Raw genomic sequence first — 19,625 nt, 5'->3', positions numbered from 1 at the left:
GAAATTCTGTGGGCTCCTGCTTTCTTTATGCGCCAATGTCACGCAACGGTTTACCCTTCATCAGGTTACGTTCGATATGCTCCAGCGTGACGTGCTTGGTTTCCGGCACCAGCCACATCGTCAGCAGGATAAACACCAGGTTCAGCACGGCGTAGAACCAGAAGGTATTGGCGTTCCCCATCTTCTCCAGCATGGTCAGGAAGGTTGCGCCGACAATCATATTGCCAACCCAGTTGGTGGTTGTGGAGGCAGTAATGCCGAAGTCTCGCCCTTTCAGCGGCTGGATCTCCGAGCACAGCAGCCATACTACCGGACCGGCCGCCATTGCAAAACCGACGATAAACATCAGCAGCATCGCAATCGCAAAGTATTTGCGGAAATCTGTTTCCACGCCGATATGCAGCAACGTACCTAATACTCCCATCCCGACGGCCATTACCAGAAAACTGGTGGTCAGCATCGGTTTGCGTCCCCAGCGATCGACCAGACCGATGGCGAGCAGCGTGGCCAGCATGTTGACCATGCCGACAATAACAGTGCCCCACATCTGTTCACTGGTGCTGGAGAAACCGGCAATGCTGAAGATTTTCGGCGCGTAGTACATCACCACATTCATCCCGGTAAACTGCTGCATCACCTGCAGCAACATCCCCAGCCAGACTGCCCGGCGGAAGTGACTGTTATTGCGGAACAGTGACCAGCCCCGCTGTTTCACCTGCAGGCTTTCACGGATCTCTTCCAGCTCCTGTTTTGCCTGTTCACTGGTATTACGGAGGCGATCCAGTACTCGTTGCGCCTCGTTAAATCGGCCGTGCGAAGCCAGCCAGCGCGGGCTGTTGGGCAGGAACAGCACGCCGATGAACAGGATCAGTGCCGGAATAGCAATCACGCCCAGCATCCACCGCCAGCTGCCACTGTAGCTGAAGGCGGTATCGGAAAGATAAGCCACTACGATGCCGGTGGTTAGCATTAGCTGATACATTGAAATCATCGAACCGCGAATACGCTCCGGCGCGATCTCAGCCAGATACAGCGGCGCAGTGTAAGAGGCCACGCCAACCGCCAGCCCAAGCAGCACGCGGGCAAAGACCAGTGATTCCACATTGGGAGAAAGCGCCGACCACAGCGAGCCAATCACAAACAGCGTCGCCCCGACCAGCATACTTTTCTTACGGCCCAGCTTTGACGACATCCAGCCTGCGGCCAGGGCGCCAATTGCGGCACCAAACATCATCGAGCTGACCACCCACTCCTGCTCATGGTTGCCGATCTGGAGATCTTTCGACAGAAAGGGTGGCGCCCCCGCAATTACCCCGATATCAAGCCCGAACAGCAGGCCCGAAAGAGCCGCCATAAAACAGACAAACCACGTAAACCGGTTCTGCTTATTCCCCGATGCTTTACTGGCACTCATGCCGTTTCTCCTCGCCATTACAGAATGAATGTTAAGCATATGTAACGAATGAGATTGCCGATGCGTTACCGGTCACATTTCTGCCTGGCTAAAATATCGCAGTCCTGACCAATGTATATGGTCACGAGATTAGTCAGGGAGGCAAAGAACTGCTGGGTTTTACAACGGATAAATGAGATGGCTGATACAGCGCAATTGCCACGCTGGCAACTGCGCTGAAAGATTAACGATTACTTCCTGGCATCCAGCAGCTGCTGTGCATTATCCGCCGTCACTGTGGTCCATGGAATATAGTAGTGTTTTTGGGTGCCGCCGTCCCAGGCCAGGTCTTTGGCGTACTGCTGCCAGATAGTGGATTCAGGCTTATAGCTGTCGCCTTTAGCCGCGCGCATTGCCACGTCGATTGCGCCCTGCATCTGCCCTTTTGCATCCTGCAGGATCGAGACCATTTCACCAGCCTGTACCGCATGGATAGCGTCGGAAACGCCGTCAACACCCGCAATGGCGAAGTCTTTTACGTTCAGGCCCGCACCTTTGATCGCTTCGATTGCGCCCAGAGCCATTTCGTCGTTCTGCCCAATCACGCCATTGATTTGTCCGCGATGTTTTTGCAGCCAGTTCTCCATCAGCGGCTGAGCTTCTGCGCGTGACCAGTTGGCCGTCTTGCGCTCCAGTACCGTCACCTGACCGGCCCCACACTCCGCAATCGCTTTGTCGTTGCCTTTGCCGCGCTGGATCTCACCGCTGCCGCCTTTCGGGCCTTCGATAATCACCACATTCACTTTTTTCGTCTTACAGTCGAGTTTATCCAGCACCGCTTTAGCTTCCAGATAGCCGCCCAGCTCGTCATTGGAAACCACTTCAGATGTCATCTCTTCCGTATTCAGACGGGCGTTGGTCACCACCACCGGAATTTTCGCTTCGTTGGCGTTGGTGACGATGTCGATGTTGGCTTCAAAATCCATCGGGTTAACGATAATTGCATCAGCCCGCGTCTGGATGGCGGTAGCCGCCTGATCGTTCTGCACCGAGGCATCGTAACGTCCGTCATAGAAGGTCAGTACGGCATCGCCGCTCTTCACTGCCGGATGCTCTTTGGCGTAGCGTTCCATCAGCTGCACAAACTCAGCCTTGTTACCGTACATCAGCACCGCAATCTTCACCGGCGCGGCCTGGGCAACTGCCATGCCCCCCATCATCATTGCTGAGGCAAGCAATGCCATTCTGGTCATTTTCATTCTTTTCTCCTGGTCGGATTTTTTATTTAAGTAGGGTTAATCGCGCTGTTGTTTGCGCGAGGGGTCCAGCAGTACAGCCACTACAATCAGAGCGCCTTTAATGATCTGCTGGTAATAGGACTGCACACCCAGCAGGTCGAGGCCGTTATTCATTACGCCGATAATCAGTACGCCAAAGAAGGTGCCCAGTAGCGTGCCCACCCCACCGGCCATACTGGTACCGCCAATCACCACCGCAGCGATGGCGTCCAGCTCATAACCCGCGCCAGCGTTGGTCTGGGCAGAACCGGTGCGGGCCGTGAGGATCAGCCCCGCAATCCCGGCCAGCGCTGCACAGAGGGTATAAACCAGCACTTTGATGCGCACCACGCTGATACCGGAGGTTCGGGCACTTTTCGGATTGCCGCCCACCGCGTAGACGTAGCGGCCGAAGATGGTTTTATTCAGCAACAGCCAGGCAAGAGCAAACAAGGCAACGAAGATAATCACCGGGACGGGAATGCCGGAAACATAACCGTTCCCCAGCCAGCGAAAGTCGCTGTTGAGCTGAGAAACCGGGTTGCCATCGGTAGTTAACATCGCCAGACCTCGTGCGGCCGAGAGCATGCCCATGGTGACAATGAACGGTTGCAGACGATAGCGGGCCAGCACGGTGCCGTTAATCAGCCCGCAAACAATCCCGATCCCCAGCGCGATAATCAGCGGCATCATCACCGCATGCGCGGTATCGCCAATTGCCATTCCACTGTTGTTGGTGGCAAAACGCGCGGCAACAATGCCACTTAATGCCAGTACCGATCCCACTGACAGGTCAACTCCGGCGGTGATGATCACGAAGGTCATGCCGATGGCGAGAATGCCGTTGATCGACACCTGACGCAGTACGATCAGCATATTTTCATTACTGAGGAAGTAGTTGCTGCTCCAGGCCCCCTTCGCCACCTGGTACTCGCCGATGGTGGCGACAATAAGGCAGAGCACAAAGAAAGCGATAATGATGCCGTATTTGTGCATACGACGTTTATGGCGTGTAAAAAACGAAACCCCTGGTGTGATTGAATGTGCACTGTTCATCTTATTATCTCTCTGTTATACCGCCAGTTTCATCAGCCCGGCCTGGGTGGCCTGCGCCGCGGTGAGCTCTCCGGCCAGCTGGCCGTTGCGGAACACCAGAATACGGTCGCTCATGCCAATGATTTCCGACAGCTCGGACGAGACCATGATGATCCCTTTGTTTTTCAACGCGAATTCTGACATAAAGCGGTAAATTTCCTTCTTGGCCCCCACATCGATTCCCCGCGTGGGTTCATCCAGCAGCAGCACCTCCGGGTCGAGCAGCGCCCAGCGCCCCAGCACCACCTTTTGCTGATTACCGCCGCTGAGGTTACCGACGATCTGATCGCCGTCCGGCGTTTTCACGTTAAAGCGTTTGATCATTGCGCTGGCACGATCCTGCTCCTGCTTTTCGTTAATGAACCCGGAGCGACTAATGGCACCGAAGGATGAGATGTTGATGTTCTCGCTGACCGAACGGCACAGTACCAGGCCGGTCTCTTTGCGATCTTCAGTGACATAGGCAATGCCACATTTGATCGCCTCTTTTGGCGAGTGGCGGCCCAGAGTTTTGTCACCCAACTGGATGGTGCCGCTGTCCGCGTGGTTGATGCCGAACACCAGGTCGAGGAACTCACTGCGGCCGGATCCGACCAGGCCGTAGATGCCGAGGATCTCGCCGCGTTTCAGATGGAGGCTGATGTCCTTGATCTTGTTACGCCAGCGCAGTTTCTTCACTTCCATCATCACCTCTTCGCCCGGCTTATTGAACTTGGCGAACTCGCTGTCGTATTCACCACCGATGATGTGCTCAATCAGCTGTTCGCGGGTGATGTCAGCAATAAACCCTTCCTGGATATACGCGCCGTCGCGGAAAATGGTGTAGCTGTCGGCAATCTGGAAAATTTCTGACAGGCGGTGCGAAACATAGATAATGCCTTTGCCCTTCTGCGCCAGCCGGGTAATGGTCTGGAATATTTTCTGTGCATCCTCTTCCCCAATCGCCGAGGTGGGTTCATCCATGATGATGATGTCGGCATTCGCGTGAGACAGCGCTTTGGCGATCTCGACCAGTTGCTGCTCGGCCACGCTCAGGTTGCGCATTTTCTCAGTGGCGGAGATGCGAAAATCAAGCTCCTTCAGCAGCTCGCTGGTGCGCTGGTTCAGGGTGGCAAAATCCACAAAGCCAAAACGGCGAGGCTCGCGACCCAGCCAGATATTTTCGGCTACGGTCAGGTCAGGAATGGCGCTCAGCTCCTGCTGAACTATTGCCACGCCGGCGGCCAGTGCTTCCTTCGGGTGATGGAATTCGCAGCGTTCACCATTAATGAAGATGTCGCCACCGTCAGGTTGAATAAACCCCATCAGAATGCTGAGAAAAGTCGATTTTCCCGCCCCGTTACCGCCACAGAGCGCGTGAATTGATCCGCGCCGCAGAGCAAACTCGGCGTTTTTCAGCGCCACTACCGGGCCGAAGGCTTTTCTCACGCCGGTCACTTCCAGCAGATAAGCGGGTTGTTGCGTTTCAGGATCGCGCATCACAGTTGCACCTCCGGATAAGTCTGTTGCAGGCGTTGCAGATAACGCTGATAGCGCTGGTCATACTGCGCCTGGCGCGCGGCATCAGGCAGGGTTCGGGTCGATTCATCGAGTGAGACAAAGCGCTGGCAGAGGTCCGCCAACACTGAGTCAGCATCCTGCTGAGGATCGACAGCCAGCTCGCTGGCCCACATCGCCTGAATCGCCCCGCCAAGGGCTGCGGTCTCCTGGATCTTCAGGCAAACTACCGGACAGCCCATCACATCAGCCACAATCTGCCGCCAGCCCGCGCTACGGGCACCGCCGCCGGTCAGACGGATTTCAACGGCATCAATTCCCTGCTGACGGAACAGGTCGATGCCGTAACGCAGGCCGTAAGTGGCGCTTTCCACTACCGCCATACAGAGATTGGCGCGGGTGAAATTGTCACTGTCGAGGTTGTGCAGGCTGGCGCGGGCATGCGGCAACTGTGGCACGCGCTCGCCGTTAAAAAAGGGCAGCATCTCCATTCCGCCAGCACCCGGTTTCGCCTCAGCCAGCAGCTGATTGAAGCCGGAGATATCCTCTTCCAGCAAAGTCTGAACCGAAGTGGTGGCCGAAGTGACGTTCATGGTGCAAATCAGCGGCAGCCAACCATTGTTGCTGGAGCAGAAGCCCGCAATGGCCTCTGAATCTGCCACCACCGGCGCACCAGACCAGGCAAACAGCGTGCCGGAGGTGCCGAGACTCATGGTGACGGTGCCAGTGGCGATATTGCCGGAGCCGATGGCGGCCATCATGTTGTCACCGCCGCCGGTTGCCACAAGCGTTGCGGCAGAGAGGCCGAGCTTCTCCGCCGCTTCGGGAAGCAGCGTGCCGATGCAGCTCTCCGCGCGTTTCAGAGGCGGCAATGCGTTCCACAGCCGGCCACTGTCGTCGATCAGTTCAACGGTATGACGATCCCAATCACGGGTGCGGATATTCAGCAGCCCGGTACCTGAGGCGTCACCATATTCAGCCACACGTTCTCCGGTCAGCCAGAAATTGAGATAGTCGTGCGGCAGCAATACCGTATGCAGACGTGCCCACAGTTCAGGATGGTGCTTTTTGAACCAGATGATTTTCGACGCGGTATAGCCGGTGGCCACCATCAGCCCGAGCTGCTCCAGCGAACCGCTGATGCCACCTAATTGGTGCAACAGCTGCTCGTTTTCCGCATCGGTTTCAGTGTCACACCACAGCTTGACGCTGCCGAGCACGTTGCCCTGCTCATCCAGCGGCACAAAACCATGCTGCTGGCCGGAAACCCCCAGCGCTTTGATCTGTTGCGCATCCACTCCGGCCTGGCTCACGGCCTGACGAAAAGCCGCGATCAGCGCTTCAATCCACCAGTCAGCCTGCTGTTCACGACGACCGTTTGAGCCACTGATCAGGCGGTGAGCGGCGCTGCCCTCGCCAAGGATCGCGCCCTTCCCGCTGTCGACAATCACAACTTTGGTGCCTTGTGTCCCGCAGTCAATGCCAGCATAGAGCGCCATGGCTTACTCCATTTCCAGCATGATTTTGATGTCAGAAGCATTACCGGCGGCAGCGCGCTCAAACGCGGCCACGCTGTCGGCAAACTTATAGGTCTGGCTGATCAGCGGTTGAACACGCAATTTTCCACTGCTTAATAAACGCAGGGTGCGCGGGTACATGTTGGCGTAGCGGAAAATGGTTTTGAAAGTGATCTCTTTCGCCTGCGCGGCGACAATATCCATTGGGGCGGCATCGACTGGCATGCCAACCAGCACGGCGGTCGCACCCGGCGCGGCATGCTCTGCCAGGGTGGCAATAGCGGGTTTCGCACCGCTGCATTCGAATACCACGTCAGCACCATTGCCGCTGGTCAGGGCGGCCACTTTGCCCGCCAGGTCGCCGGTTTTGATATTCACCGCATGCAACCCCGGATACTCGGCGGCCACTGCCAGCTTCTCGTCAAACAGGTCACAGATGATGACATCCGAGCAGCCACCCGCCAGCGCGGCCAGTGCAGTCACCACGCCAATCGGACCGGCACCAATCACCAGTGCGATATCACCCGGCTTAATGCCTGCTTTGGTGGCGGCATGCATGCCGATTGCCAGCGGTTCGACCATTGCGCCTTCGGCAAAACTGACGTTGTCCGGCAATTTAAACGTAAATGCACCGGGATGGATCACCGACTCCCGCAGGCAGCCGTGTACCGGCGGTGTTGCCCAGAAGCGCACAGCGGGATCAAGGTTGTATATGCCCGCACGTGATTGCGCAGAGTTTAAATCGGGGATGCCCGGTTCCATGCAGACGCGGTCACCGGGTTTAACATGGCTGACATTTTTTCCGGTAGCCAGCACCACGCCGGAGGCTTCATGCCCGAGCACCATCGGTGCTTTGACCACAAACGGCCCGATACGGCCATGCTGATAGTAGTGAACATCGCTGCCGCAGATCCCGACTGAATGGATTTTTATCTTCACATCATTGTCACCCAGCACCTCGTCAAACTCGCGATTTTCAATAGCAATTTTGCCCGCTTCCGCCAGAACTAACGCTTTCATTTTAACCCCCGGTGAAATCATTTTGATGTTATCGATATCATTTAACTGCGGCGATACTGGCGTAAAGAGAGCGGTAAATCTGTGATGTATGTTAAATAATCATCAAATTTGTAAATCATAATGAGTGGATTAGGTGCTGAATATCGATAACGATCACAGATCATCCACCCCTGAGCCGTATCTAATGATACCGATACCATTAACGTGCGCGGGGGACCTGATGAATCACATCCATGACTACGTACAACAGACGCTGCATTATCTGCAAAAAGCCCATCTCATCCTGACCGAAGATGAGCAGCAACGCATTGAAATTGCTTCATTTGGCTTGCCTGATTACCCGATTTCCGGCCTGCAGCTCCTGACCTACATTAACTCTCCGCGTTACTGCGCCAAGGAGCTGGTGCTGTTTCCGCGACAGACCTGCCCGGAACATCTGCATCCGCCTTTCAACAACTCTCCCGGTAAGCAGGAGACTTTCCGCTGCCGCTGGGGCGAGGTTTATCTGTTTGTTGACGATGACAGCCTGACGCCGAATCACGCGGGCGGCGATCTCACCTGCCGGGTGCCAGCAGACAGTGAAGCCTGGTATACCTGCACGCGATATATCCTGCTGCGTCCCGGCGAGCAGTACACGATTGCGCCCAACACCCGTCACTGGTTCCAGGCCGGAGAGCATGGCGCAGTGGTGTCTGAGTTTTCCTCAGAGAGCCGCGACGATCTGGATATCTTTACCGATCCGCGCGTAAATCGCATGGCTTAGCAAGCTGCATTCGCATCGCTGCGCGAAATCTGTCATGATTCAGTAATGATACAAAAATGATGTGTTTTAACTAAGGAGCCGAACTTGGCAGCAGGTCGGGGACAAAAAGCGACGCTTGCAAGCGTCGCTGCGCAGGCTAACGTCAGTAAAATCACCGCCTCCAGGGCATTTTCCCAGCCGGAGAAAGTGCATCCGGAGACGCTACAGCGTATCCGTCAGACAGCAGAGCAGCTTGGCTATGTGGTCAATGCAGCGGCGAGGAATCTTCGCGCAAAAACCAGTAAAACTATCGGCATCGTCAATCCCGATATGGCGAACCCGTTCTTTGGTGGACTGACGCGCCTGATGACGCTGGAAGCACAGAAGCTGGGTTATGACACGCTGGTGTTCGACTCCTATGAATCTCAGGAGACGGAAGATCGCATTATCGACAAGCTGATTAGCTATAACGTCGATGCGATCATTCTGTCGGTGATATCCAACGATCATCACTACCATCCCTCCTATATGAAGCGGCTGGAAACCCTGAATATTCCGGTGGTGCTGGTTGACCGCGAGCTGGAAGTGTCCCATTGCAGCGGGGTGTATATCGATAACCTCGATTGCGGATTGCAGGCCGGACGCTGGCTGCTGGAACAGAAAGCCCGGCGTGTGGTGGTGGTGTCCGGGCCGGAAAATTCCAGCGTGGCACGTGACAGAGTCACGGGATTACAGGCCGCGCTGCAGGGAAAAGTGGCCTCTCTGGAGGTTCTGCACGCTGATTTCTTTATGGACGTGGCCTGGCAGGAAACCAGCCGCTGGCTGGCCGATAATGAAGCACCGGACTATTTCGTTGGTTGTAACAACCAGATCTCTTTAGGCATCGTCAAAGCCTGTATTGAACACAAACTGCCGCTGATGAAGCAGGTGAATTTATTCAGTATCGATGAGGTTTCGCATGCCGGTATTTATGGCTTTCACTTTCCCTGTGTGTCACATGATTTGCAGGAAATAGCCTGGCAGGCATTCAATCTGGCGATCCGTCGAGTCACCGACGGTGACAGCAAGCCCGGAAAAGTGGTGGTCCGCGGGAAAGTTGTGCAGTAACAGCGGCATCAACCAATGTGGCGTCGTCTTCCGGCCAGTGGGGCCACTACCATCTGCAGCATGCTCATGGCAATCAGGACCACCAGGGGCACTGTCCATCCCCCGGAGTGTTCATGCAGGATGCCGAAGAACAGTGGGCCGAAAGCGGCCACCAGATAGCCTACGCATTGCCCCATGCCGGAAAGTCTGGAGGCCTGACGATGATCCACGGCACGCAGGCTGAACAGCGACAGGCAGGTCACCATTGAAGCCCCTGCGCCAAGACCGGCAACCACCAGCCATAATGCAGCCAGGCCCGGTGCCAGCCAAAGCCCGGTAATACCGGCAAAAATCGCCAGTGAAGAGACAAAGCCCACCATCCGCTGATCGGGGAGTTTTTTCAGCGCGGCCATACAGGCGAAATTGGAAGCGACGGCCACAATCTGGTAGACAAACAGCAGCCACCCGGCGGTCACCTGACTGAAGCCGTTAGCCTGGGCATAAGGAGTGAACCAGGCTATCAGGGTATAAAAAGCCATAGACTGCAACGCCATAAACAGCGAAACCTGCCAGCCCAGCATCGAGCGCCACGGGGATTTCAGTACAGTTGGACAGGCAGCGCCCGCCGTCGCTGAACGCTGGTGCCGGGTCTTTCTGAGCTGCGGCACCCAGGCAATCAGCGCCACCACGGCCGGGATCAGCCAGACGCCAACGGACAGGAACCACCCTGCTCTGGTCGCTCCAGCCAGCGGGACGGCCACACCAGAAGCCAGACTGGCGGTAATCGCCATCGTCGTGGCATACAGGCCAATATATTTTGCCGTATGTTCAGTGAAGTCGCGTTTGATCAGCGGCGGTAACAGCACGTTGGCCGCCGCAATACCTGAACTGAGGATCACTGTCCCAATCCACAAGCCCGCTTCACTACCGGTAATCCGCAGTACAGACCCCAGCGTGATTACCCAGACCGCGCACCACAGTGTTTTCTCCAGACCAAACCGGTTGCCCACCGAGGCCGAAACCGGTGCAAGTAAAGCAAACATCAGAAGCGGGATAAAGTTAAGCAACCCGGCCTGAGAAGAGTTGAGTCCGAAGGTCTGGCAGATGTTCTCCAGGATGGGGCCGGTCGAAGTAATTGGCGTGCGCAGATTGGCCGCGGTGACCAACAGTACGAACAGGAAAGATCCGGAACCGGAAACAACAGAAGTACGCGCTGAAGAGATCTGGGGCTGGGACATAATACCTCGCACAAAAAGCAGCAACAGGCCGCTGATGGTGCGTTGGTTAACGTTAACGCTTACGCAAAAGGGCAATGGCCCTGATGTCTGCGGTCATCATACACAGCTGAATCTGTTCGGTAAACCCTGTTAAACGGGCCAATACACGGTGTGGTGCATCAGTCGGGGTAATATGCTGTGTGGCGGTATTACCCCGACTCCGCTCTGACTTAAGAGCGACTCCACCATCAGCCGGCTACCAGCTTCAGCGCCAGCTTGTTGTGGTGCTCAATGACTACCGGCATATCAGCGGTAACAACTTTGCCCTCTTCTACCACTACCCGGCCGTTGATGATGCTGTAAGCCACGCTGCCCGGGTTACAGAATACCAGCCCGGCAACCGGATCGTGATTGGCGCCCGCCATACCGATAGCGTCCAGCCGGAAAATCGCCATGTCAGCCATCATTCCCGGTGCCAGCGCGCCAATATCATCACGATTAAGGTTTTTCGCCCCACCCAGCGTGGCAATCTCCAACGCCTCGCGGGCAGTCAGCGCATCCGGACCAAATCCCACACGTTGCAGCAACAGCGCCTGACGAACTTCGGCGATCATGTCGGAGCTGTCATTGGATGCGGAGCCATCAACCCCCATCCCGACATGCATCCCTGCATCCAGCATGTGCCTGACCGGCGCAATACCGGAACCAAGACGCATGTTCGAGCAGGGACAGTGCGCCACGCCGGTACCGGTGCGGGCAAAGAGTTTGATACCGTAATCATCCAGCTTGACGCAGTGCGCATGCCAGACGTCATGACCCACCCACTCCAGATCTTCCACATACTGAGCCGGCGTTTTGTTAAACGTTTTTTTGCTGTACTCAATGTCACTGACGTTTTCAGCCAGGTGAGTATGCATGGAAACGCCGTGCGCGCGGGCCAGCTTCGCGGATTCGCGCATCAGCTGCTCGCTGACCGAGAACGGAGAACACGGCGCGACCACGATGCGCAGCATTGAACCCCGGCTGGCGTCATGGAACTGTTCAATCACGCGCTGGGTGTCTTCCAGGATCAGGGCTTCATCTTCAACGATAGAATCCGGCGGTAATCCGCCCTGCTTGCGCCCGACGCTCATGCTGCCGCGACAGGCATGGAAACGCATGCCCATCTCCTGAGCGGCTTCAATGCTGTGGTCAAGTTTAATGCCGTTTGGATAGACATACTGGTGATCGCTGCTGGTAGTGCAACCGGACAGCATCAGTTCTGCCATTGAGGTTTTAGTGGCAATTTTCATCATTTCCGGCGTCAGACGTTCCCAGATTGGATAGAGCGTCGTCAGCCATTTAAATAATTCGCCATCCTGTGCGTTGGGGATAACACGAGTGAGGCTCTGGTACATATGGTGGTGCGTATTAATCAGGCCGGGGATAACAATGTGCCCTTTTAAATCAATTACGCGATCGGCAGTTGTGGGAATATTCTGTTCATTCCCAATCGCGACAATGATATTGTCTTTAATATAGATATTGCCGTTTTTTATTTCCCGGCGTTTTTCATCCATGGTGACAATCACTTCTGCATTCTTCAGCAATAGCGTGCTGCCTGAGGCGGGGATGGTTGAAAGATGTTTTTTATCAGTGGATTGTATCACCGCATTGCCTGCTGCCGAGGCAGGCAAGGTGCTCAGGATGGGAGCCATTAGAGGCACTTTCAATAACAGTCGACGCAAATGGTCAGGTGTGTTTCCTTTCATATAGTAATCCTTTACTAATTTCTGCAGATTGAATTGTTAAACTTCCGGCCTTTTTAAAGGCGACTTAAAATACTCTACTCCTGGAGTTAGCTGTCAGAAAGTTATGGCATTAGGTCGGTTGTAAATTATTATTTCGTCAGCGGTTGCCAGTCTGGCAACCGCTCTGTTACTGACCTAATATTTCATCCGCGACAGATCGTCAATCAGTCCCGGACCGGTTGGCTGCCAGCCCATCTGCTGCTGAGTCCAGCGCCCGGAAGCACGAAGATCCATCCCGGCAAACATCGCGAACCAGCCGAAGTGCTGCTGAGCTTCATCTGGTGTAATGGAAACAGCCGGAATGCCCAGCCCTTTGGCAACGACTTCTGCAATCTGGCGGGATGAGATCGCTTCCTCGGCCACCGCATGATAGCGCGCCCCTTTCTGCCCCTTATCCAGCGCCATCACGTACAGCTTCGCCACATCCAACACGTGGGCTGCGGGCCAGCAGTTATTGCCTTCCGCCACGTAAGCGGCCACGCCCTTTTCTCTGGCGATATCGATATAGGGCGAAATCAGCCCCTGACGGAATGTGTCATGCACCTGCGGCAAACGCATTACGCGCACATCCTGACCGGCATCCAGAAATTTATTGCCGGTAACTTCCGATGCCTTGCGCGGGTTAGGATCGTCAGCATTAAAGACATCTTCCGTGGCAGGACCTCCTCTACCGGCATTACCCATCCCGGTGCCGGAAGTGATGATCAGCGGCCGGTTGCTCCCTTTCAGCGCTTCAGCCAGCGCGGTGATCACGCGGACATCTTTTTCGCAGTTGGCAACAAAACGTGAAAAGTCATGGTCGAAAGCGGTATGGATCACGGCATCAGCTCGTGCAGCACCTGCGGCAATGCTGGCAGGATCTTCGAGTGTGCCGCGACAAACTTCAACGCCCGCTGCCTTCAGGGCTTCAGCTCCGACATCCGATCGGGTCAACCCGAGCACCTGATGGCCAGCGGCCTGCAGTTCAGGAACGATTCGTGAGCCGATAAAACCGGTTGCACCAGTGAGAAATACAAGCATGAGCGACCTCCTCTGTGAGTGTACTGACCATGTTACCCTCTGCGGTCGGACAGAAAAGTAGTGGCTTTATCGTAGTATAAAACCTAACAGGTTCGCGCTTAGCCTGGCGGCGGGTGGTGGCAGGCAAATAATAACCTTTGCAAATAAAACAGATTTTTACAAATCGCCGATTATTTCTTTTTAAGCAGAACAAAAGCGTGAACAGCCATTCTCGCCTCAATGAATACAGGATAGTGACACTCAATAACGTTAATTTTATGTTATTTCACCCGTCGCCAGTGAAGATGAGCTTTTTCATAAAGGTATTGCATCTTTGAAAGGTAATGAGAGTTGGCATTACCCGGGTTACACTCGAGATATTACCTCGCGGAATCATGCTTTCAGCGTCCGTGCTGCCAGCTTTTATAGACAAACTCCAGACTGTATCCATCCGGGTCTCTCACCTGGGCGGCGTAATAGCGCGGGTCATAGTGCAGCTGAGCACCAGGCGGATGGATCTCTGCTGCACCTGCCGCAATTGCCTCTGCGTAAGCCTGATTCACCCTGGTTTCGGAATCTGCCACAAACCCGATATGCACGGCCTGAGGGTAAGGCGTGCCCGATCTTAGCCAGAAAAATACGCGTCCATTGGCACCAAATCCCTTGAGGTCAGGATGGCCTGATGGGCCATTGTTGCCGTCATAATCATGACGGTTGGTGATGCCGAGAAGGGGCAGAACACGCTCATAAAAAGCGATTGAGCGCTCAGTATCGCTTACCGTAATAAAGATGTGGTCAAGCATAAAAACTCCGCAATCAAATACTATAACCGCCCGTGACTTCTATCGTCTGGGCATTAATCCAGCCATAGTCGGCAGACAGTAAACCGGCGATAACACGGGCAACTTCGTCAGGGTCACCAACCCGGCCAAATGCCGCGGCTTCCGCCGGTAATCAGAACATTTTTCATGAAAGCTCCTGAAAGATAAGGATGACGTATATCAGGCTACGCCCTGCCCCGGACGCTGACTCCTGTAATTCTCTCTGATATTTGCCTAATCCTGCTTTTATCTTGTTGCCGAACCCACACCGTGTTATTCAATCAGGATGGAAAATGAATTAGCTGAACTGCGCCTGTTGGCTTCAAAAGCCGGGAATAAAATCACCGAAACCGCTATACCGCGTATCGCAATGGTTCAGGGGGAAATTCCTGAGCACCGGCTTACTGCTGTCTGTGAGCCGATGATTAATCTGATACTAACGGGCTCCAAGAGCATGACGGTGGGAGATAAAATGTGGCAATACAATCCTGCCACCTATTTTGTGATGTCGGTGGATCTGCCCGCCGTCGGCAAGGTTTTTGCCGATGAGCGAACCGGGGCACCCTATCTTGCGGTGAGTCTGACGCCAAAGCCTGAGATTGTTGCTGAATTACTGGATGGCATGCCGGATTCAGGTAAAGCGTCTCCTTATAACGCCGGATTTTCTGTCGCTCCGGTTACGTGTGAATTGCTCGATGCCTGGGTGAGAATGCTGCGACTGCTCAACAAGCCAGAGGAAATTTCGGCTTTAGCTCCTGCATATGAACGGGAAATTTTATTCCGGGTTCTTCAGGGGCCGCAGGGCTGGATGCTGCGTGATATTGCCACGCCGGAATCGCATCTTGCCCGCATCTGTAAGGTGATTAACTGGCTGAAACAAAACTATATGCAAGCCGTGCGGGTAGAAGAGCTGGCCGCCATGGCGGCGTTAAGCGTTTCAGCATTTCATCGCCATTTTCAGGCGATCACCGCGCTCAGCCCTGTCCAGTATCAAAAGCGTGTTCGCCTGATGCAGGCACGATTGAAGTTAGCCACGACCAGCGGCAGTATTACAGCCATTGCGCATTCGGTAGGTTATCAGAGCCATACGCAATTCAGCCGCGAATATGCTCGTTATTTTGGTCTCTCCCCATCTTCAGATTTGAAAAATATCCTGCAAATCAGGAACACTCCGGCATTTCATGAATAAATTTTAACGCTGGGAAATATGTGCCGCGTGACAGAACTTCAATACCAGCCAGTCAGGACTCAGCGCCAGCCCAGAGCGGGGGCAACGTGTTTCAGGATCGCTTCCAGCACGTGGGCGCAATAATCCACACCCAGCTGGTTCGGGATGGTCAGCAACAGCGTATCCGCTTCAGCAATCGCTTCGTCTTTCGCCAGTTGCGCAATCAGCTGCTCCGGCTCTGCTGCATAGCTGCGGCCAAAGATCGCCCGCGTTTTCTCATCCAGATAGCCTACCTGATCGCCACCCTGCCCGCTGGCACCAAAATAAGCCCGGTCGGTATCGTTCATCAGCGCGAAGATGCTGCGGCTTACGGACACTCGTGGCTCGCGCGCATGCCCAACTTCCTTCCACACCTCACGGTATACGCGGATCTGTTTAGCCTGCTGAATATGGAACGGCTCGCCGGTTTCATCATCCTTCAGCGTCGAGCTTTGCAGATTCATCCCCAGCTTAGCGGCCCAGACAGAGGTGGCATTGGAACCGGATCCCCACCAGATACGTTCTCGCAGCCCTTCGGAAAACGGTTCAGGCCTTAACAGGCCCGGCGGATTCGGGAACATTGGCTGCGGGTTTGGTTTGGCAAAGCCTTTGCCGCGCAGTGCTTCCAGCAAGGCTTCGGTATGGCGACGACCCATATCTGCATCGCTTTCCCCTTCCTGTGGGGCATAACCAAAATAGCGCCAGCCTTCCACCACCTGTTCCGGTGAACCCCGGCTGATACCTAACTGCAGGCGACCACCGCTGATCAGATCCGCCACTCCTGCGTCTTCCGCCATATAGAGTGGATTTTCATAACGCATGTCGATGACGCCGGTGCCAATTTCAATCTTTTTAGTCCGGGCGGCCACCGCAGCTAACAATGGGAAAGGCGCGCTGAGCTGGCGGGCAAAATGGTGCACACGGAAATAGGCACCATCTGCCCCCAGTTCCTCAGCGGCTACCGCCAGATCGATGGACTGTAACAGCGCATCAGCTGCGGAACGGGTGGCCGAATGCGGCGATGGCGTCCAGTGGCCAAATGAAAGAAATCCTATGTTTTTCATGCTAAATTTCTTCCTTACAGGGGATTATCAGAGATGTCATTCGGAGTAATGCCGGACTCTGAAGCCAGAGCAGACAAAAATTCCTCAAGCGCTTTTGGTGACGTGAACTGCCATGTTTTACCGCTGAAAGCCTTAACCTTCTGCTGATCACGCCTGCGTTTATCACGCCGGTAATTCAGCGCAAACTTCAGAAAGGCCCAGTCGAACCTCTCGGGACAGCCTTCACCAATATCTGGCCGTGTTTTTCCCCAATATTTTATCGTACGCATCAGGATACGACGCAAACAGGTCAGGGATGAATAATCCAGCCAGATCAGCGTATCAGCGACCGAAAGCCGTTGGTCCAGTGTGCTGCCGTAATTGCCATCCATGATCCACTGCGGCGTGGTGACCAGAGCCTGTACCTTCTCATACCAACGGCTCTTTTCTGTTTCCACCCAACCCGGAGACCAGAAATGCTGGTCCAGATGGATAACCGGAAGCCTGGTTATTGCAGCAAGCCTGAGTGCAGCGGTTGATTTACCCGCGCCTGGGCTACCAATGATCACCACTCTTTTCATCACACATCATCCTGATGATTTTTTCATTGCATAAAAATAGCATAAAACCCCCGGCGTGGTATAAGTGAGACCGGACGGGTAAAATTTTATGCCCCCTTTTCTTTCGCTGGAGTCCTGAAATGATCGATCCACTGACTGAAGTCGTGACGTTGCTGCAGCCCGCCGCCCGTTTTTCAAAAGTGGTGAACGGTGCAGGTCAATGGCGCGTGCAGCGTGCTGAGTTTGGCGATCCTTTTTACTGCGTGGTGCTGGAAGGATCTTCCTGTCTGACTGTTGATGGTCACCCTCCTCTTGCTCTGCATCAGGGGGATTTTGTTCTGATCCCCTCCGTTCAGGGCTTTACCATGAGCAGCGCCATCGCACCACCTCCGGGGCATTTTGAAACGGCACCTGTTATGCTGCCGAATGGCGAATTTCGTCTTGGCGAGCAAAATGGCCCCAGAGATGTACAGTCGCTGGTGGGGCATTGTCAGTTTGCCTCCCCGGATGCAGCTTTGCTGGTGTCACTGTTACCAAAACTGGTGCATGTTCGTGGCGTCGGCAGGCTGACCACTCTGGTTCAACTGGTCATTGATGAGTCCCGCGCACAACGCCCGGCCCGTGAAGTGGTGTTGTCACGACTGCTGGAAGTGATGCTGATTGAGGCATTACGTTCCACCGCAATATCAGGTTCAGCACCCGGGCTGGTTCGCGGTCTGGCTGATGAGCGGCTGGCCGTGGCAATCCGCAGTATGCATGAACTCCCCACTCACCCCTGGACGGTAGCCCAGCTGGCAAAAGCGGCTTCGCTGTCCCGATCGGCTTTCTTTGAACGTTTTCGCCGCGCGATGGGCATTGCCCCGATGGAGTATCTGCTGGCCTGGCGAATGGCTCTGGCAAAAAATCTGCTGCGGGAACAGGGTGTGGGAATGGCCGAAATCGCCCAGCGCGTGGGTTACAGCTCGGCCAGCGCCTTCAGTGTGGCATTTACCCGCTATGTTGGTCTGCCTCCAGCCCGGTACGCTCGCGAAGAGGTAACCAGCCATTAAGCATTAATAAACAGCCTTAAACGCGGCTGCCTCCGCCCAAAATCCTTGCTGAGAAAATTTATTGGCGTTTTTAACACATTAATTGTTGGATCTTTTGTCAGATCCAATAAATAAAATATGACAGCATCTTAAGACCAGTCTGTACTCAAATACCTGCTCACTCTTTAGGAGTAATTCGGATAGAAATTTACGATCTCTTAATGATAATGTAACTCATCTTTACATACACTGACACACTCAGGAAGCATCATGCGTGCACGAATACAACATCTGGATGGGATGCGGGGTTTAGCCATTCTGCTGGTTATTGGTTTTCATGCCTATTCCCGATGGCCAGAAATGCTGCATTATGTCTCCCGTACTAAAGATTTTCCGTTATTTGCGTTTGGCTATCTTGGAGTGCCGTTGTTTTTTATGATTTCAGGCTTCGTCATTTTTATGACGCTTGATAAATCGGAAAGTTATATTTCATTCCTCAAGAAAAGATGGCTGCGATTGTTTCCTGCCATGTTTATTGTCAGTCTGATGATCTACCTCACGGCAAACCTGTTTCCTGAAAGACCAGCAGGCAGTCCGACCCTGTTAAACCTGGTCCCCGGACTGATTTTCACCAACCCTGAGACCCTTTCGATGCTCAGTGGTGTGGAATTTAAATCACTCGAAGGTTCGTTCTGGTCGTTATATGTGGAAGCCGTCTTTTACATCCTGATCGGCGCTGTTTATTATCTGGCAGGCAGAAAATATTGCCTGCCTGCGTTGATTCTGCCAATGTTGGTGCTGTCAGCAGCCTCAGCGATCAAAATGATGGGTTACGCTCCGCTGGCCGATGTCATCTCGAAATTTGGGTTTATCCATTACTCCTGGTTTATGATTGGTTGCCTGGTGTATGAAAGATTGCATAACAGAGACAAGCTATACCATTATGGATTGACGTTTATCGCCATACTGATAAATCTGAGTTTTTATGTAAAAACCAGTGGGCTTAGCGTACTGCTTCCTCTGGCGATGGCATTTATCTTATTTATTGCCAGCTTCTATTCTCCAAAACTGGAGAAAATCCTTTCCACTCCTTTTTTAACGGCGATAGGTTTTGTCAGTTATGCACTCTATTTGATCCATGAAAACCTGATGATTGCCTTGCTGGTGAAACTCGATCACGCAATCAAAAATGATTACGTGATGATGTTCATGTCCATCCCGGTGGTGACCATGATCTATTTGATCGCGTTGTTTATCACCAAATATGCCGAACCTGCTTTCAGAGACATGCTGAAGAGAAAAAGAAAGCAGCCGCAGATCGGCTAATTACCAT

General features: G+C 54.1%; 17 protein-coding genes and 1 pseudogene. 5 read left to right on the top strand and 13 right to left on the bottom strand.

From position 1 onward, the window contains the following. Positions 1–25 precede the first annotated feature (25 nt). The 6 genes from GSQ70_RS04435 to GSQ70_RS04410 form a co-directional block, all read right to left on the bottom strand. Positions 26–1,414, bottom strand: a complete 1,389-nt coding sequence (locus GSQ70_RS04435; RefSeq protein WP_158781433.1) for a sugar porter family MFS transporter — start codon at positions 1,412–1,414, stop codon at positions 26–28. Between the two features lie 230 nt (positions 1,415–1,644). After that, the gene (locus tag GSQ70_RS04430; protein ID WP_158781432.1) at positions 1,645–2,652 is read right to left on the bottom strand and encodes a substrate-binding domain-containing protein; all 1,008 of its coding nucleotides are present in this window, start codon (positions 2,650–2,652) and stop codon (positions 1,645–1,647) included. Positions 2,653–2,688: 36 nt separating this feature from the next. Then, on the bottom strand, positions 2,689–3,666 hold the full coding sequence (locus tag GSQ70_RS04425) for an ABC transporter permease (protein WP_370521032.1): 978 nt from the start codon (positions 3,664–3,666) through the stop codon (positions 2,689–2,691). Positions 3,667–3,741: 75 nt separating this feature from the next. After that, positions 3,742–5,244, bottom strand: coding sequence for a sugar ABC transporter ATP-binding protein (locus GSQ70_RS04420; protein WP_158781430.1), 1,503 nt, complete (start codon positions 5,242–5,244; stop codon positions 3,742–3,744). Further along, positions 5,244–6,761, bottom strand: a complete 1,518-nt coding sequence (gene xylB / locus GSQ70_RS04415; protein ID WP_158781429.1) for a xylulokinase — start codon at positions 6,759–6,761, stop codon at positions 5,244–5,246. Before xylB ends, GSQ70_RS04420 begins: the two co-directional genes overlap by 1 nt. Before the next feature lie 3 nt (positions 6,762–6,764). Further along, complete coding sequence (locus GSQ70_RS04410) at positions 6,765–7,799, bottom strand: NAD(P)-dependent alcohol dehydrogenase (protein ID WP_158781428.1); 1,035 nt, start codon at positions 7,797–7,799, stop codon at positions 6,765–6,767. Positions 7,800–8,019: 220 nt separating this feature from the next. On the opposite strand from GSQ70_RS04410, the gene GSQ70_RS04405 reads away from it, so the two are divergent. Both GSQ70_RS04405 and GSQ70_RS04400 read left to right on the top strand, forming a co-directional pair. After that, entirely contained in the window at positions 8,020–8,562 is a 543-nt protein-coding gene (locus GSQ70_RS04405) for a D-lyxose/D-mannose family sugar isomerase (RefSeq protein WP_158781427.1), read from the top strand. A gap of 84 nt (positions 8,563–8,646) precedes the next feature. Continuing rightward, entirely contained in the window at positions 8,647–9,648 is a 1,002-nt protein-coding gene (locus GSQ70_RS04400; protein WP_158781426.1) for a LacI family DNA-binding transcriptional regulator, read from the top strand. 8 nt (positions 9,649–9,656) lie between these two features. On the opposite strand, the gene GSQ70_RS04395 is transcribed toward GSQ70_RS04400, so the two are convergent. The 5 genes and pseudogenes from GSQ70_RS04395 to GSQ70_RS04375 all read right to left on the bottom strand — a co-directional run. Next, a complete protein-coding gene (locus GSQ70_RS04395) occupies positions 9,657–10,865 on the bottom strand; it encodes an MFS transporter (protein ID WP_158781425.1) in 1,209 nt (402 codons plus the stop codon). Positions 10,866–11,092: 227 nt separating this feature from the next. Then, positions 11,093–12,595 carry an 8-oxoguanine deaminase gene (locus GSQ70_RS04390; protein ID WP_255455396.1) on the bottom strand — a complete coding sequence of 501 codons (1,503 nt, stop codon included), beginning with the start codon at positions 12,593–12,595 and terminating at the stop codon, positions 11,093–11,095. Positions 12,596–12,769: 174 nt separating this feature from the next. After that, entirely contained in the window at positions 12,770–13,654 is an 885-nt protein-coding gene (locus tag GSQ70_RS04385) for an SDR family oxidoreductase (RefSeq protein WP_158781424.1), read from the bottom strand. Between the two features lie 380 nt (positions 13,655–14,034). Further along, positions 14,035–14,436, bottom strand: a complete 402-nt coding sequence (locus GSQ70_RS04380) for a VOC family protein (RefSeq protein ID WP_158781423.1) — start codon at positions 14,434–14,436, stop codon at positions 14,035–14,037. A gap of 13 nt (positions 14,437–14,449) precedes the next feature. After that, a pseudogene (locus tag GSQ70_RS04375) lies at positions 14,450–14,566 on the bottom strand (3-oxoacyl-ACP reductase); the annotation flags it as partial. A 174-nt stretch (positions 14,567–14,740) separates the two neighbouring features. Here GSQ70_RS04375 and GSQ70_RS04370 point away from each other — a divergent pair. Further along, a complete protein-coding gene (locus GSQ70_RS04370) occupies positions 14,741–15,643 on the top strand; it encodes an AraC family transcriptional regulator (protein ID WP_158781422.1) in 903 nt (300 codons plus the stop codon). 59 nt (positions 15,644–15,702) lie between these two features. Here GSQ70_RS04370 and GSQ70_RS04365 read toward each other — a convergent pair whose 3' ends face one another. Both GSQ70_RS04365 and GSQ70_RS04360 read right to left on the bottom strand, forming a co-directional pair. Beyond that, positions 15,703–16,725: an LLM class flavin-dependent oxidoreductase gene (locus tag GSQ70_RS04365; RefSeq protein ID WP_158781421.1), complete on the bottom strand. Its 1,023-nt coding sequence runs from the start codon at positions 16,723–16,725 to the stop codon at positions 15,703–15,705. 14 nt (positions 16,726–16,739) lie between these two features. Next, complete coding sequence (locus GSQ70_RS04360; protein WP_158785209.1) at positions 16,740–17,285, bottom strand: adenylate kinase; 546 nt, start codon at positions 17,283–17,285, stop codon at positions 16,740–16,742. A gap of 119 nt (positions 17,286–17,404) precedes the next feature. Here GSQ70_RS04360 and GSQ70_RS04355 point away from each other — a divergent pair, with 119 nt between their 5' ends. Both GSQ70_RS04355 and GSQ70_RS04350 read left to right on the top strand, forming a co-directional pair. Beyond that, the gene (locus GSQ70_RS04355) at positions 17,405–18,313 is read left to right on the top strand and encodes an AraC family transcriptional regulator (RefSeq protein WP_158781420.1); all 909 of its coding nucleotides are present in this window, start codon (positions 17,405–17,407) and stop codon (positions 18,311–18,313) included. A gap of 249 nt (positions 18,314–18,562) precedes the next feature. Further along, entirely contained in the window at positions 18,563–19,618 is a 1,056-nt protein-coding gene (locus GSQ70_RS04350; protein WP_158781419.1) for an acyltransferase, read from the top strand. Positions 19,619–19,625 lie beyond the last annotated feature (7 nt).

Origin of the sequence: Pantoea sp. BAV 3049, assembly GCF_009765445.1 — a bacterium.
In the GTDB taxonomy this organism is placed as follows: domain Bacteria; phylum Pseudomonadota; class Gammaproteobacteria; order Enterobacterales; family Enterobacteriaceae; genus Erwinia.
Note: the sequence above shows the minus strand (reverse complement) of the source record. Positions and strands in the feature narration are given on the sequence as shown.

Excerpts from the sequence above, each read along its gene's own strand:
- GSQ70_RS04410 (WP_158781428.1), bottom strand. The coding sequence starts at position 7,799 with ATGAAAGCGTTAGTTCTGGCGGAAGCGGGCAAAATTGCTATTGAAAAT.
- GSQ70_RS04405 (WP_158781427.1), top strand. The coding sequence starts at position 8,020 with ATGAATCACATCCATGACTACGTACAACAGACGCTGCATTATCTGCAA.
- GSQ70_RS04380 (WP_158781423.1), bottom strand. The coding sequence starts at position 14,436 with ATGCTTGACCACATCTTTATTACGGTAAGCGATACTGAGCGCTCAATC.
- GSQ70_RS04385 (WP_158781424.1), bottom strand. The coding sequence starts at position 13,654 with ATGCTTGTATTTCTCACTGGTGCAACCGGTTTTATCGGCTCACGAATC.
- GSQ70_RS04435 (WP_158781433.1), bottom strand. The coding sequence starts at position 1,414 with ATGAGTGCCAGTAAAGCATCGGGGAATAAGCAGAACCGGTTTACGTGG.
- GSQ70_RS04420 (WP_158781430.1), bottom strand. The coding sequence starts at position 5,244 with ATGCGCGATCCTGAAACGCAACAACCCGCTTATCTGCTGGAAGTGACC.
- GSQ70_RS04360 (WP_158785209.1), bottom strand. The coding sequence starts at position 17,285 with ATGAAAAGAGTGGTGATCATTGGTAGCCCAGGCGCGGGTAAATCAACC.
- xylB (WP_158781429.1), bottom strand. The coding sequence starts at position 6,761 with ATGGCGCTCTATGCTGGCATTGACTGCGGGACACAAGGCACCAAAGTT.
- GSQ70_RS04395 (WP_158781425.1), bottom strand. The coding sequence starts at position 10,865 with ATGTCCCAGCCCCAGATCTCTTCAGCGCGTACTTCTGTTGTTTCCGGT.
- GSQ70_RS04355 (WP_158781420.1), top strand. The coding sequence starts at position 17,405 with ATGATCGATCCACTGACTGAAGTCGTGACGTTGCTGCAGCCCGCCGCC.
- GSQ70_RS04430 (WP_158781432.1), bottom strand. The coding sequence starts at position 2,652 with ATGAAAATGACCAGAATGGCATTGCTTGCCTCAGCAATGATGATGGGG.
- GSQ70_RS04365 (WP_158781421.1), bottom strand. The coding sequence starts at position 16,725 with ATGAAAAACATAGGATTTCTTTCATTTGGCCACTGGACGCCATCGCCG.
- GSQ70_RS04370 (WP_158781422.1), top strand. The coding sequence starts at position 14,741 with ATGGAAAATGAATTAGCTGAACTGCGCCTGTTGGCTTCAAAAGCCGGG.
- GSQ70_RS04350 (WP_158781419.1), top strand. The coding sequence starts at position 18,563 with ATGCGTGCACGAATACAACATCTGGATGGGATGCGGGGTTTAGCCATT.
- GSQ70_RS04425 (WP_370521032.1), bottom strand. The coding sequence starts at position 3,666 with ATGCACAAATACGGCATCATTATCGCTTTCTTTGTGCTCTGCCTTATT.
- GSQ70_RS04390 (WP_255455396.1), bottom strand. The coding sequence starts at position 12,595 with ATGAAAGGAAACACACCTGACCATTTGCGTCGACTGTTATTGAAAGTG.